Source organism: Vibrio sp. 1-1(7) (assembly GCF_013048485.1).
GTDB lineage: Bacteria > Pseudomonadota > Gammaproteobacteria > Enterobacterales > Vibrionaceae > Vibrio > Vibrio fujianensis.
This window is the reverse complement of the sequence record NZ_VHSP01000006.1, coordinates 37552-52035: the sequence shown is the minus strand read 5'-3', so window position 1 is coordinate 52035 and position 14484 is coordinate 37552. Positions and strand designations below refer to the sequence as shown.

13 protein-coding genes are annotated in these 14484 nt (G+C 44.9%); 8 read left to right on the top strand and 5 right to left on the bottom strand.

Going from position 1 to position 14484, the window contains the following annotated elements; genetic code table 11:
- Positions 1–15 precede the first annotated feature (15 nt).
- Positions 16–744 carry a uroporphyrinogen-III synthase gene (locus FKN05_RS15175; protein WP_170887877.1) on the bottom strand — a complete coding sequence of 243 codons (729 nt, stop codon included), beginning with the start codon at positions 742–744 and terminating at the stop codon, positions 16–18.
- A 3-nt stretch (positions 745–747) separates the two neighbouring features.
- Positions 748–1683 (bottom strand): hydroxymethylbilane synthase, encoded by a 936-nt coding sequence (gene hemC, locus FKN05_RS15170; protein WP_099610392.1) that lies wholly within the window; start codon positions 1681–1683, stop codon positions 748–750.
- A gap of 429 nt (positions 1684–2112) precedes the next feature.
- Here hemC and FKN05_RS15165 point away from each other — a divergent pair, with 429 nt between their 5' ends.
- On the top strand, positions 2113–4644 hold the full coding sequence (locus tag FKN05_RS15165; protein ID WP_170887875.1) for a class I adenylate cyclase: 2532 nt from the start codon (positions 2113–2115) through the stop codon (positions 4642–4644).
- A gap of 89 nt (positions 4645–4733) precedes the next feature.
- Here FKN05_RS15165 and cyaY read toward each other — a convergent pair whose 3' ends face one another.
- Positions 4734–5048 (bottom strand): iron donor protein CyaY, encoded by a 315-nt coding sequence (gene cyaY / locus FKN05_RS15160; RefSeq protein WP_099610350.1) that lies wholly within the window; start codon positions 5046–5048, stop codon positions 4734–4736.
- A gap of 75 nt (positions 5049–5123) precedes the next feature.
- Between cyaY and lptM the strand changes: the two genes are divergently transcribed.
- The 7 genes from lptM (at position 5124) to FKN05_RS15125 (ending at position 12320) form a co-directional block, all read left to right on the top strand.
- Entirely contained in the window at positions 5124–5240 is a 117-nt protein-coding gene (gene lptM / locus FKN05_RS16940; protein ID WP_425445490.1) for an LPS translocon maturation chaperone LptM, read from the top strand.
- 30 nt (positions 5241–5270) lie between these two features.
- Positions 5271–6524 carry a diaminopimelate decarboxylase gene (lysA, locus tag FKN05_RS15150; RefSeq protein ID WP_099610352.1) on the top strand — a complete coding sequence of 418 codons (1254 nt, stop codon included), beginning with the start codon at positions 5271–5273 and terminating at the stop codon, positions 6522–6524.
- A gap of 11 nt (positions 6525–6535) precedes the next feature.
- Positions 6536–7366, top strand: coding sequence for a diaminopimelate epimerase (gene dapF / locus FKN05_RS15145; protein WP_099610353.1), 831 nt, complete (start codon positions 6536–6538; stop codon positions 7364–7366).
- Positions 7367–7380: 14 nt separating this feature from the next.
- Positions 7381–8085 (top strand): DUF484 family protein, encoded by a 705-nt coding sequence (locus FKN05_RS15140; RefSeq protein WP_170887873.1) that lies wholly within the window; start codon positions 7381–7383, stop codon positions 8083–8085.
- Entirely contained in the window at positions 8057–8986 is a 930-nt protein-coding gene (gene xerC / locus FKN05_RS15135) for a tyrosine recombinase XerC (RefSeq protein ID WP_099610355.1), read from the top strand. Before FKN05_RS15140 ends, xerC begins: the two co-directional genes overlap by 29 nt.
- 2 nt (positions 8987–8988) lie before the next feature.
- Positions 8989–9708 (top strand): 5-amino-6-(5-phospho-D-ribitylamino)uracil phosphatase YigB, encoded by a 720-nt coding sequence (yigB, locus tag FKN05_RS15130; protein ID WP_170887871.1) that lies wholly within the window; start codon positions 8989–8991, stop codon positions 9706–9708.
- A gap of 104 nt (positions 9709–9812) precedes the next feature.
- Positions 9813–12320, top strand: a complete 2508-nt coding sequence (locus FKN05_RS15125; RefSeq protein WP_170887869.1) for a bifunctional diguanylate cyclase/phosphodiesterase — start codon at positions 9813–9815, stop codon at positions 12318–12320.
- Here FKN05_RS15125 and FKN05_RS15120 read toward each other — a convergent pair.
- Positions 12308–12907, bottom strand: a complete 600-nt coding sequence (locus FKN05_RS15120; RefSeq protein WP_099610358.1) for a tRNA-uridine aminocarboxypropyltransferase — start codon at positions 12905–12907, stop codon at positions 12308–12310. The two genes, FKN05_RS15125 and FKN05_RS15120, sit on opposite strands and share 13 nt — an antisense overlap.
- Positions 12907–14436, bottom strand: a complete 1530-nt coding sequence (locus tag FKN05_RS15115; protein ID WP_170887867.1) for a COG3650 family protein — start codon at positions 14434–14436, stop codon at positions 12907–12909. Before FKN05_RS15115 ends, FKN05_RS15120 begins: the two co-directional genes overlap by 1 nt.
- Positions 14437–14484 lie beyond the last annotated feature (48 nt).

Genomic DNA, 14484 nt, shown 5'->3' with positions numbered 1-14484 from the left:
GGCTAGAGTCCTGTGTTAAGGCTGGAGAGCCGCCACGAGGTCGTGGTTTGCTGCACTTCCTGTTATCACAATATGTTGAAAGCCGAGAGTGATTGCTTCACGGCCAATGCGTTCACTGGGAACCAGTAGCCGCAGTTGACAGGCCCAAGCTTGCGCGTGAGCGGTCAATTGCGACATGAAAAATGTTAGTTGGTGGAGACTGGTTATAATTAAGGTATCCACGTTTACTTGCTGCCAACGTTGTAACATTGGCTGCCAATCAAATGGCAGTTCAACACGACGATAGACTTCACGACACCAGACTTGTGCGCTTCGTTGGGTGAGCGTCTGTGAAATGAGTTCTCGTCCACCATTTCCCCGCAGAATGACCATTCGTTTTTGGTGGACTTCCTGTAAAACCGGAAGTTCCAATAAATGCTCACTGTCGCTGATCTCTGGGTAGTGTACTGGTTGTTGGCATGCCTTGCTTAAAACTTGTGCGGTTTTTTGACCAATGGCAAGATAAATCGCATTAGTTGGCCAAGGTAGCCCTTGTGCTTGAAGCCCTTGCTGAGTCAGACTGACGGCTGATTGGCTGACAGCCATGATGAGGTCGTATTGAGCCAGTTCGACACAGAGTTGCGTCAATTCTCTACCTGCGGTAATGGTGATGAGTGGATGATGAAGTGCCTTATATCCACGCTCTGTTAAGCGGTGACAAAGTTCAATACCGTCTTCGCCGGGACGTGTAACGAGTATGGCCATGGTTTACTGGTGCTCAGAATACAACTTAGTTAAGATTTCTCTCGCTCCTTGTTCAAGCAGTTGATTAGCGAGTTGAATACCTAGCTGCTCGGCGTGCTGACGATCACCCCGAATTTCTCCTCGGATGATGTGCGAACCATCTGGTTCACCGACTAACGCTCGCAGCCAAATTTGCTTACCTTCCAAGACGGTATAACTACCAATAGGCACTTGACAGCCACCCTGCAAGGTTAAATTCATCGCGCGTTCGCAGCGGACGCGATCCGCCGTATCTAGGTGATTAAGTGGCTCAAGCAGTGTGAGTAGGCGTCGATCATTTAAGCGACATTCAATACCAACCGCTCCTTGACCAACGGCTGGCAGCGATTGTTCGGGTTCAAGAAAGCTAGCGATCCGATCTTCGAGCTTCAAGCGTTTAAGCCCTGCGGCGGCTAGTACGATAGCATCAAATTCTCCGGCATCCAGCTTTGCTAAGCGAGTACCGACATTACCGCGCAATTGTTTGATGGTAATATCTGGGCGAGCTTCTTTGATTTGGCATTGGCGGCGTAAGCTACAAGTACCTACAATTGCACCATGAGGAAGCTCATCAAGAGAAACATAGCGGTTCGAGACGAAAGCATCTCGAGGATCGTCACGTTCACAAATTGTCACTAAACCTAAGCCATCGGGAAAGTCGACCGGGACATCTTTCATCGAGTGAACGGCTAAATCGGCCCTGTTTTCCAGTATAGCTAGTTCTAACTCTTTGACAAAAAGCCCTTTTCCTCCGACTTTAGCCAGGGGAGTATCGAGTAACACATCGCCTCGGGTGACCATGGTTACTAGTTCCACTTCCAACCCCGGATGCGCTGCTTGTAAAGCATCTTTGACAAAATGTGCTTGCCATAAAGCCAGTGGGCTTTGGCGGGTAGCAATACGAATCGGCGTAGTGGTCATAATCATCCCATAAAAACAGTCAACAATAACAGTATCCTAACATTGTGGACGAGAAAGTCTTACTACTAGATAGTCAGTCGGCGTTTTTGTGATTAAATTGAACTGAATTGACTAAAAGAATGTGATTAATCTCTCGTTTGTTCGCGGACTGACTAGGAGAAAACGCGTCTTCTCGCACACACTGATGGCCTATTTTATTTGGAGCAGAACGCTGGCAATATAGAAGAGAAATGGTCGTGAACCGCACGACTATGCAGCGAAAGTTAGCTAACATGCTGATTTCTTCACGATGGTACAACTTTAGTCGAGTGATAAAGGGAGATAGCTTTACCCAGTCCGATTAAAGTGTTAAATTGATCACGTTTTGTTGGCGCTTTCGCGTAAAACATAACCAAAGCGCGCATTAATGTTTCAACCAAGGAACCAACCTTGCAGGCTTACACCACGACCTTAATTCAACGACTGGATAATCTCAACCGGCAACGAACTGAACGGGCGCTGGCGCTTATGGATTTACAAGGTCAACGTGTTTTTCAATTAATTCCTGCATTGCTGCATTACAACCATCCGTTAATTCCTGGCTATTTAGACCAGCAAGTTCCCCATGGTATCGACAATTTTGAGATGAATGCGGTTCAGCAGCAATTAGTCGAAGATACCGAACTGGCGTTAGGTCAGCCGCTTCATGCTCCTAAACAACCGATGATTTTAGGGCTTTACACGATGGGGAGTACCTCATCCATCGGGCAAAGTTCATCCAGTGACTTAGACATTTGGGTCTGTGTATCGGCGTCGATGGATTGTGATGATCGAGAAAGTTTAAGCAATAAGTGCTTGCTCATTACTGATTGGGCGAAAAATCAAGGCGTGGAAGCGAACTTTTTTATCATGGACGAGCAGCGTTTTCGGCATAACCGTTCTGATAAAATGACCGGTGAAAACTGTGGTTCCTCACAACATTTGCTGTTATTAGATGAATTTTATCGTTCGGCAGTTCGGCTAGCCGGTAAACGGTTGCTGTGGCAAATTGTCCCGCCAGAGATGGAAGAGTGTTACGAAGAATATGTCGAGCAGCTTTGTGCTAACCAATATATTGATTGTTCAGAGTGGATCGATTTTGGTCGCTTAAACCGTATCCCTGCCGAAGAGTATTTTGGTGCTAATTTATGGCAACTGTATAAAAGTATTGATTCACCGTATAAATCCGTACTTAAAGCCACGCTGTTGGAGGCTTATTCATGGGAGTATCCTCATACGCAACTGCTCAGTATTGATACCAAGCGCCGCTTTTTTGCTCATGAGCCTGATTTGTATGGGATGGATGCCTACTATTTGATGCTTAAAAAAGTGACGCGCTATCTCCTTCAGATCGGTGATCATACTCGACTCGATTTAGTTCGACGTTGTTTTTACTTGAAAACTCATGAAAAGCTCTCACGCGAAGCGCAAGTCGATTCGGTTGCGTGGCGACGGGAAGCTTTGCAACATATGGTGCAAGAGTGGCAATGGGACACGGCAACCCTGCAAGAATTAGATAACCGTCGGCATTGGAAAGTGGAGCAAGTAAAAATCGTTCACCATGCTTTACTTGATGCGTTAATGCTCAGTTATCGTAATTTGATTCAATTTGCCCGTCGTCATGACATTACTTCGGCAATCAGTCCGCAGGATATTTCGATTTTAGCGCGTAAGCTGTATGCCGCATTTGAAGTTTTACCGGGTAAAGTGACCTTATTAAACCCCCAAATTTCGCCAGATTTACATGAAACTGACTTAACATTTATCGAAGTCCCAACGGGGCGAATAAATCCTTCCGGTTGGTATTTGTATAAACAACCACCAATTGCACAACGCATGATGGGGCAGCGTTATTTAGAACATAATGAATATTTAAGTAAACTGGTCGCTTGGGCTTTTTTTAATGGATTAATTACCGAGTCAACCAATTTGCATTCGGTCGTTCGTTGTGCTCAGTTGGATCTTGATAAGTTTTATCAAATGGTGAGCGATTTACGCAATACTTTTTCTCTGCATAAACGACGCCCTACAATGGCGGCATTGGCTAGCCCATGTGAAATCAGCCAACTGGCAATGTTTATCAATTTTGAAAGTGATCCCACGGTGCAACTTGCTGGTAAATCGTTAAAAGTCGATTTAAAAACGTTGGATATTTTTAGTTTCGGCTCTCAACAGCAGTGCTTAGTGGGTAGTGTTGATTTGGTTTATCGCAACTCATGGCAAGAAGTACGTACACTGCATTTTAAAGGAGAAACGGCGATCCTTGATGCCCTAAAAACGATATTGGGTAAAATGCATCAAGATGCACTTCCTCCTGAATCGGTCGATGTTTTTTGCTACAGTAAAAATTTACGTGGTGTGATGCGTAATTTGATTTATCAATTGTTGGCAGAATGTATCGATCTGCGTCTTAAACCGGTGGAACAAGAAAAACGTCGTCGATTTAAAGCGTTACGTCTCGGAAAACAGATGTATGGATTGTTTTTTGAACGACGCGGTGTGTCTGTTCAACGGTTAGAAAACTCGGTTGATTTCTATCGCAGTATCTCCAGTAATAAGTTGAAAGGGTCACCGTTGCTGATGCTAGATAGAGAGCAGGATTATCAGCTTCCAGAGGTCGTCGATGGATTTGCCAGTGAAGGGTTAGTACAGTTCTTTTTTGAAGACACCGAAAAAGGATTTAATATTTATGTGCTAGATGAAGCCAATCGGATCGAAGTTTACCATCAGTATAATGGTGAAAAAGATGAGATGATTGCCAGTGTTAATAGCTTTTATACTTCAGTTCGCGATGATAATAAAATTGCCTCGAAATTAATTAATTTTAACTTACCCCAATATTATCAGATCATTCATCCCGAGGAAGGAGAAAGCTACGTGGTACCTTATCGTAACGACTCGGTACTCTATTCTCGGCCCTCTAAAGCGGTTCATGGTTATTGATGAAACATGGTTACTGATGAAAAGAGCATCGAAATGCTCCTTCGCAACGCAGTGATGATTAGTCAAATTGATCATGTAACGAGCATAATCTAAGCCCAATCAATTGGTTCTCCGGCGTGTTTTTCACATTCTTGTTTGACCATGTCCAATAGTTCGATACCTGTTTTCGAGCAAAGCCAGTGCTCGTTTTGCCACTGAAAATGAAATCCACCAGATTTTGATGCCAGCCAAATTTCTTTCATCGGTTCTTGGCGGTTGATAATAATTTGGCTACGGTCATCAAACTCTAACGTCATCACGTTACCAGATGTCTCATAATCAATATCAGCTCCTGTCTCATCAATCAGTTGTTCAATGAGTTGCATTTGAGTTTCCGCTTGCTGATGAAATTCAGTTTCGTTCATCGTATCTATCCTATTGCTTTTCTTTATTGTGGTGCGATTATAGGAGGCATTGATTCAATAATCACGATATGCAAAATGAAAAAGTCTGTCACCGCACTGTTTTTGTTGTCTGTACTCGCATTAGCGGGGTGTGGACAAACTGGCCCATTGTACCTGCCTGATGATACTCAGCAGAGTGAACAAAGTCAGTAGACTTAAGCAATTAGATTAAGGGAAAGAATTTTGGATTACTTCAATTATCAGGACGATGGTCAACTGTGGGCAGAAAATGTGGCTTTGTCACATTTGGCTGAGCAATACGGCACGCCACTGTATGTTTATTCTAGAGCGACACTGGAGCGTCATTGGCGAGCCTTTGATCATGCGTTGGCTGGGCATCCTCACCTTATATGTTACGCGGTTAAGGCAAACTCTAATTTAGGGGTGCTTAATACTTTGGCTCGGTTGGGATCGGGATTTGATATCGTTTCTGGTGGTGAACTGGAGCGTGTTATTGCTGCAGGGGGCGATCCCAGTAAGGTGGTCTTCTCTGGGGTTGGTAAAACAGCACAAGAGATGAAACGGGCATTAACGCTGAAGATAAAATGCTTTAATGTTGAGTCGGAACCGGAGCTTGAGCGGCTTAATCAGGTTGCTGGTGAGTTAGGCGTAACCGCGCCGGTTTCTCTACGTATTAATCCTGATGTCGATGCAAAAACCCACCCTTATATTTCCACCGGATTACGTGACAATAAATTTGGTATCGCCTTTGAGCGTGCACCTGAAGTTTACCGTTTAGCACAGCGCTTACCGAATATTGAAGTGCGTGGAATCGACTGCCATATCGGTTCACAGTTGACGGAAATAACCCCTTTTATTGATGCGACGGATCGTTTACTGGCTTTAATTGATTCATTGCAGGCCGAAGGTATTACGATTGGGCACCTTGATGTAGGTGGGGGGCTTGGTGTGGTTTATCGTGATGAGCATCCTCCTCAGCCTTCAGATTATGCTAAAGCACTGTTGGCGCGTTTAGCCAATCATCAGCATTTAGAGTTGATCTTTGAACCTGGACGCGCAATTGCTGCCAATGCCGGTGTTTTGTTGACACGGGTTGAATTTCTTAAACATACCGAACATAAAAACTTTGCCATTATTGATGCGGCGATGAATGATTTAATGCGGCCAGCTTTGTATCAAGCTTGGCAAAATATCGTGCCTGTTGTCCCGCGTTCAGGGGATGCGATCAAGTATGATTTGGTTGGCCCTGTATGTGAAACGGGTGATTTCTTAGGGAAAGATCGTGCCTTAGTGCTAGCGAATGGCGATCTATTAGCGGTACGATCGGCAGGGGCTTACGGCTTTGCAATGTCGTCTAACTACAATACCCGCACTCGCGCGGCAGAGGTTATGGTGGATGGCGACAAAACCTACCTCGTTCGTCAGCGGGAACCTCTTTCCAGCCTGTGGGCCTTGGAAAGTCTTTTGCCAGAGTAAAGTGATTTCTTATGCATTTCCATTTTTCTAAAATGCACGGTTTGGGTAATGATTTTATGGTCGTTGATTGTATTACCCAGAACGTTTTCTTTTCCCCCGATTTGATTCGGCGTTTAGCGAATCGGCATACTGGTGTTGGTTTTGACCAATTGTTGGTGGTGGAAGCACCGTATGATCCAGAAACCGATTTTCATTACCGCATTTTTAATGCCGACGGTAGTGAAGTTGAGCAGTGTGGCAACGGTGCGCGTTGTTTTGCTCGTTTTGTACGCATGAAAGGATTGACCAATAAGTACCAACTGAGTGTGAGTACCAAAAAAGGTAAAATGGTGCTTTCCATCGAAGAGGATGATCAAATTACCGTCAATATGGGGGTGCCAGAGTTTGAGCCGAATAAAATACCATTTCGTGCTAAACAGGCAGAAAAAACCTATATCATGCGTGTTGATGAGCAAACTTTGTTTTGTGGAGCCGTTAGTATGGGGAACCCGCATGTGGTAACGATCGTTGAGGATGTAGCAACAGCAGCAGTACAAACGTTAGGCCCGTTGCTGGAAGCTCATGAACGCTTTCCTGAGCGAGTGAATGCGGGTTTTATGCAAGTGATTGATCGGCAAAAAATTAAACTCCGTGTCTATGAGCGAGGTTCCGGTGAAACTCAAGCTTGTGGTAGTGGTGCTTGTGCGGCTGTCGCGGTGGGGGTTACTCAAGGGCTTTTGGATCCAACGGTGACGGTTCAATTACCGGGAGGATGCTTAGATGTGCGTTGGCAAGGGCCGGGGCAACCTTTGTATATGACCGGGCCTGCCACTCATGTATTTGATGGTCAATTATCTTGTTAAATTAAGGATGTGTTTTGTTACAACAACAGGCTGATGCCCTGACCGCTGAAGTGGTCGCTGAGTATTTACGCGATCACCCAGATTTTTTTCTCCATTATCCTCAGTTGGTTGAGTCATTTTCATTGCCTCGTTCCGATGCAGGAACGATCTCTCTCGTTCATATACAAATGGCGCGGCAGCGACAACGTATTGAAGAGTTAGAAGAAGAGATCACCACCTTAATGTCGTTGGCGGCGAACAATGATCGAACCTTTCATGAATTTATGGCGTTGCAAGAAACATTGCTGCAATGTCGTTCGTTGCGCCAAGTTTTTCAAGCCATTGAAGGTACGGCAAAGCGTCTAGGGTTAACGGCCTATGTCCGTTTGATTGGCTCACCGATGAATGAGTATGCCATCACCCAAGAGCAATGGCAGCGCTTTGCCACTAATCACTTCAATGGTAAATCGGCTTATTTAGGGCGTTTACGGCAGGCTGATCGTCATCAGTTGTTTGGTGAACAGAGTTTGACGCCGGAAATGGGGTCTTACGTCGTTCTGGCGCTAGGTTCTTCGCAATCTCAAGGAATTTTAGCCTTCGCAAGTACGGATGGTGGGCATTTTCAACCCTGTATGGATACCTTATTTTTGCGCCATTTAGCTTTAGTGCTGACTCATTTAATCGATTTACTCCCTTGGCAATATAGTGAACATGAACGAATCCATTCCCCCTCTGCCTAGTGGATTAACTCAGCCTTTACTGCGTTTCTATGAATATTTACGTAGTGAGAAGGGGCTAAGTATTCACACTCAACGTAACTATCGGCAGCAGTTGCATGCGATGGCGACGCATCTCAATCAAATGGGAATTACTCGATGGCAACAAGTGGATGCCGCTTGGGTTCGCCAGCTTGCCAGCAAAGGTATGCGCGAGGGGATGAAAGCCAGTAGCCTAGCAACGCGTCTTTCTTCTTTGCGTAGCTTTTTCGATTTTCTGATTTTACGCGGAGAGTTAGCAGCCAATCCTGCTAAAGGTGTTTCTGCACCAAGAAAACAACGCCCGTTACCGAAGAATTTAGATGTCGATGAAATGGCTCAACTGTTAGAGGTGGATGCCGATGATCCACTATCGATTCGTGATCGCGCCATTATGGAATTGATGTATGGCGCAGGTTTGCGGCTGGCTGAATTGGTAGGAATTAATGTAAAAGACATCAGTTTCAGTCGAGGTGAAATTCGTGTGATTGGAAAAGGCAACAAAGAGCGTAAAGCTCCGTTTTCTGGACAGGCAAAAGAGTGGGTCAGTAAATGGTTAAAAGTTCGCCCTAGCTTGCTCAAAGGAGATGAACCCGCACTATTTATTTCCAAGTTAGGCGTACGTATTTCTCATCGTAATGTACAAAAACGCTTGGCAGAATGGGGACAAAAACAGTCCGTTGCCAGCCATATCAGCCCGCATAAATTGCGCCACTCCTTTGCTACCCATATGTTGGAATCAAGCAATAACCTACGTGCGGTTCAGGAATTACTGGGGCATGAGAATATTTCAACCACACAAATTTATACCCATCTTGATTTTCAGCATCTCGCGCAGGTGTATGATCAAGCTCACCCTCGAGCCCGAAAAAAAACCAAGGAGTAGAGATGCATTTCTATCGTCAGTTACAACCGATTCAAGCGATGACGTTTGACTTGGACGACACGCTATACGATAACTATCCGGTCATTCGCCATTTAGAGCAACAAATTGCTCAGTGGCTTTATCAGCATCATCCCGTGACAGCCAGTCAACCGATGACATGGTGGAATCAATTAAAGTGGCAATTGGCTGACCATGATCCTTGGTTAAGTCATGACGTGACCCGATGGCGTTTTGAACAGATCAAACAAGGCCTACAGAAGTTAGGTTATTCACCGAATCAAGCAAAGCAAGCGGCACAAGAGGCGATCGAAGAAGTTTTACGACTCAGAAATTTAGTTACCGTGCCCCCACTTACTCACCAAGTCTTACGGTTACTTGCGCAGCAGGTGCCTTTGCTGGCAATTACCAATGGTAATGTGGATGTTGAACAGATAGGTCTGAGTGATTATTTTCAATTAGTGCTCAAGGCTGGGCCTGATGGACGTGCAAAACCCTATCCGGATCTCTTTTCGAAAGCGAGTCAGTATCTTCAACTTCCTGCCTCAGCTATTCTACATGTCGGCGATCATCTCGTGACCGATGTACAAGGTGCCAAGAATAACGGATTCCAAGCCTGTTGGTATAACGACCGAGGCCACACATTAGTTGCAAATCGTGATGCGAAAGTTTTACCGGATGTTGAGATAACCGATCTTTCACAACTTAAGGTATTGGTTTGCTGAATAAAAATTGTGACTGTATCAGATAATCATTAACCTGATTTTCAGATGGTATACGGTTTGATACCTATGCATAAGGCAGTGTTGCAAAATGAGTTACAGGAAGTATGTTTACGACGTCTTTATTCCTTTCTGAACATCAGTCGTTCAATGATATTCCATTAGAATTTATCTCGTCTGATCCCAGTAATCGATTAATTCAACTGATTTCCAGCCAGTCAACGGAATATGTACAGACGCTGGCAGATCAGTTGCTAACGCGATATCCAGATGCTCACTTGATCGGTTTTAGTGCTAACCAAATGGTCGATCACGGTGAAATTTGTCATACCGGTACACTGATCATTATCAGTCATTTTCATCACAGCCAGTTAACCAGTACCGCGCAAGTTCGCACCCTGTCAGGCAAAAAAGATGTTGAGCAGTTACTTGATCAGCTTGCTTTACAAGCCGATACCCAATGTTTGCTCTGTTTTGTCGCACAAATGGATGAACAGGAGCACTTTCGAGCGTTTAATTATTTAGCGCCTGGCATTCAGGTTGCTGGAGGGGCCGCGACAGAAACACCTTATGGGACATGGGTATTACATGGTCGGCAATTGTACGATGATGCCATGGTCTGTGTCGCGTTTCATGGGGAATGCTTAAAAGTTAAAACCGGAGCCTACACCGAATGGAACCCACTTGGCCGTAGTTTTCGTGTCACAGCAGCTGAAGGCAATAGGGTATGTCGCTTGGATGATATGCCGATCCGTCAAGTGTACAACCGTTACTTAGGCGATCATCAGCAGGTACCGCTAGAGATGTTACATAATTTTCCGCTGATCAAAGGTGAGTTAGCATTACAAGATGTTTATGTGCCTCAGTATGAAGATGAGCGGGGATTGGTGTTTAATAAAGCCTTATCTGTCGGCGATGAAGTTCGTTTTTGTTTTGATCATCCGTCCTTAACGCTTGAACAGGTGCAGTTAGGTGCCGAGCAACTACGCCTTTTTCAACCTGAACAGATTTTTATTTATAACTGCACTTCTCGGTTAGATTTTATTGAAGACAACCAAGAGTTTTTACCATTTCAACGGGTTGCATTAACCTCTGGCGGATATTGTGCAGGGGAGTTGTGGCATGATGGTCAATTACAGCGAGTGTTGCACCACAGTATGACCTATTTTGCTATTCGTGAAGGCGAGCCGAGCCAAGAAGCAATACCTCCCTTGAATTGTGCACGACATGATGAGTTAGCGCCTTTATTTAGTCTGATTCGTAATGCGTTGGATGATTTAGATGAAATGAACCGCGATTTATCGTTGAAAATTCAAGATCAAGCTTCTCTGCTAACCGCTACTTATCGGGTTGATCGCAGGACGGGGCTACCGAATCGAGTGGTATTACGTGAAAAATTATTACGTATGGCAACCAATGAATATTTACTGGCATTGAAGTTAACTAATTTCAATCAAATTAATGAAAAATATGGTTATCAGGTTGGCGATCAATTATTACTGGATTTAACTGGTCACTTTCAACGTTACCTCGCTGAACATCTTCCGGAGAAAAGCGCTTTATATGCAATCGGCGTTGGAGAGTGGGCCGCGATGCTGACTGTCGACGTTGACGAAGAAGCCATCCATCGCACTTTCTCTCAATTTGTCGAACAGCTTGAACATGTCAACTTTGAGCCGTTTGGTTTACCTGAAATTGATTACGTGTCGGTTTCTTTGTGTGCTGGATTAGTCAGTCGCAAAGAGTTCCCAGAACAGGATGCGGATGATTTATTGCTCCGTGCCATTGAGGCAAGACGCTATGCTTTTCGTCGTAATCGTCACTTTTGTAGTGCGACCCGGTTACGCACTCATGAGCAATTGCGCCAACAGCGGCTCAGCTGGTTATCTTGTGTTAGCCGAGCGGTGTTGGATGACAAGGTACTCGTTTATGCACAGCCAATTGTCCATGCTCAATCTCATCAATTGGCTTCTTATGAATGTTTAGTGCGGATTGAAGATGAGGGAGAGATTGTTTTACCTGGACGATTTTTACCCATCATTGAAGGCAGCCATCTCTATACGCGCTTAAGTCGGCAGATGATTCATCGAACTTTTGAGTTGATGCGTCACCGTCATGAAGATTTTTCCATTAATCTATCGGCACAAGATTTAATGAGTGATCGCACATTACAACGTCTTGAAACAGCGATTCAATCTTTGGCTAATCCCGCTCGAGTCGGGCTTGAAGTGCTTGAGAATGAACAAATCAAAGATTATGGACATATGATTGAAGTGTGTGAGCATTTTCGTCGTTTAGGGGTGAGAATTATCGTTGACGATTTTGGTAGTGGTTATTCAAACATTGATGAAATCATTAAGCTTGAGCCTCAGGTGATTAAACTAGATGGCAGTTTAATTCGTAATATCGACCAAGATATGAAACAACGCAAAATAGCTCAGCAACTGGTGAAGTTATGCCAGGTGTTAAACGCTAAAACCGTGGCTGAGTTTGTACATAACGAGACGGTATGCCAGATCAGTCAAGATATGGGCATCGATTATTTGCAAGGCTTTTACCTAGGCCAGCCACAGAGTTTATGTTCTTTACTGAACATTCCGCGTCAAGCCAGGTAATCAACCAGTGCGTGCCCGCTTTTATCCGCTTGCAGAGTACGCATAAAACGATTAAGAAAATGATTCAGCCGTTGTGCATTTTCTGCTTCATTGAGTGAGTCGAGTAACGCAGCTCCCACTTCTAAGGTACATAAATGTCCGTTTTGTTGGTGGCGTCTTAATTGGTAACATGACTCGTTTGGCGTAGTAATGTAGACATGAGGGATGGTTAACCAAGGGCTTTTACGTAACATTTTTTTCGCTTCCTGCCATGTTCCATCAAGCAAGATAAAATGCATTTTTTTGCCCTTTATTTTCGCGTTTTGTAGTGGCTGAGCGACAGGAAGGCTTTGTGCACTTGGGTAAACCAGTACCGAATGATAATTCGGGTCGGCAATGCGCTGTAATAATGCGCGGGGGGGTGAGGTTCGTCGCCAAGTAAAAGTGGTGCAGTGGGGCAGCGCTTTGACCAGCCATTGGCCAGTATTCGTCTCACGCAGGAACTCATTTTCATGCGTGAGTAATGAAAGGTGCAACTCACTGGATAGTCGGGGGATGGCTGCACACAAGCATTGGTGGGTTAAACCGCAACCAGAACACGCTGACATTAAAGTTTTACTCCTGTGCGTGGCGATAAGCCGTCAGAAAATAGGCTGACACCGCTAATGTCACTGGCGTGAGCGGTTTTTGATTTTTTGCTTGTCACCGGATAACTGATCCCGTTGTATTGCAGTTGGTGGATGGTGATCGTTTGCTTTGTACTGATTGGGAGCATTAGATCTTGCCAGCCATACTGTGAACGTTTTCCTAATCGAAAAGGTGTCTGAACGCCATTGATACGGCTGTTAAAATACCATTCACCGTGCTTTTGTTCGAAAATAAGCAAAGTGCACTGTGTGTGTTGACACCAATCGAGTTGCACTAGAAGTTCTGGGTGCTGATTACCATTCAAGTCGTATTTTAACCAGCGGTAATGGATTTGTGCGGGATCGGTTTTATGCAGCGCAAAGTATCGGCGTACCGCTTGGTCAACCTCTTCGTCATATTCATCTCGGGAAGGGATGTTGTGCACGGTTTGATCAAGCGGCGGCTTTTCGGTGCTGGGGCGAGGACTTATCGGCTTTGCTTGAAAAAGAGTCAGGCCACCATTGCGGATTGGATAGACTACATTGCCTATTTTTTCCTTATCGGCATGGAGTTGATAACCACGACGGCTAAATACTCGTTCCGAGAGTAAATACTGTTGCTGGTGCAAGGTCATCACGACTTGAATTTGATCAGGATTAAGCTGTTGCCAGAATCCTTTTTCAACCAGTTCGCGTTCGCCATTTAAATAGCGGTAGCGAGTGGTTGCGCTATGATCGGGATTGAGTTCCAACGTTACGCCAAAACCTTGCTGCTCTGTTGCATTGGCAAAGTAGGTGCCTACCCACTCTTGTGTCGTATCCAGATTGCTGAGCACGGCGCAGCCTTGGTAAGTTTCCTCTTTGAGAGTGAGAGTTGAACGCCAACTGTATAAATTATCACTCATGCTATCGGTGCATGTTTTTTGCTCTAAGGTGAGAGCCCCCTGCTCAAACTGATAAATACGACGGCTAGCGGATAACTGACTACTCTGAATGGTCAATAACTGTTTATCACTACCTAATGGCTGAAATTCCAACCCTTGAGCAGAAAATTGAACAGACCAAAATGGTTCTGTACCAAATGCCCGAGTTGGATTGGTGGGATGCTGGCAACGTTGAGTATTTTCTGCGCTTAATTGGTTGATTTGCTGCACGACAAAGCGAGCGAGGTAGTCGGCATTGAATCCCGTTTGGCTCGGTGGTACAAGGTAGCCAATCATTTCACCATAAAGGATTTGATAAGGAGACTGATTTAGCTTTTGTGCTGGCACGCTAAGTTCGGGAGGTAACTCTAACCAATATTGTTGGTTACTCCCACAGGGAGTAAAAGAGCGGACTTCTGGCCCTATAACCACTTCACCTCGCATAATAAAACTTTGTGCAACGACCGTCGCCGGATTATCTAACGTGGCATTCACAGGCGTTATCGCTTGCTCGGTAGGCTGGGATGACGAACACGCTTGTACAGCGAGTAGGGCTAGGATGACCGCTGGAATTCTCAGCTGCTTCATGGTTTCTCTTCCTCGTAAAAAACGCAACCAACGTTGATGCATTATGGC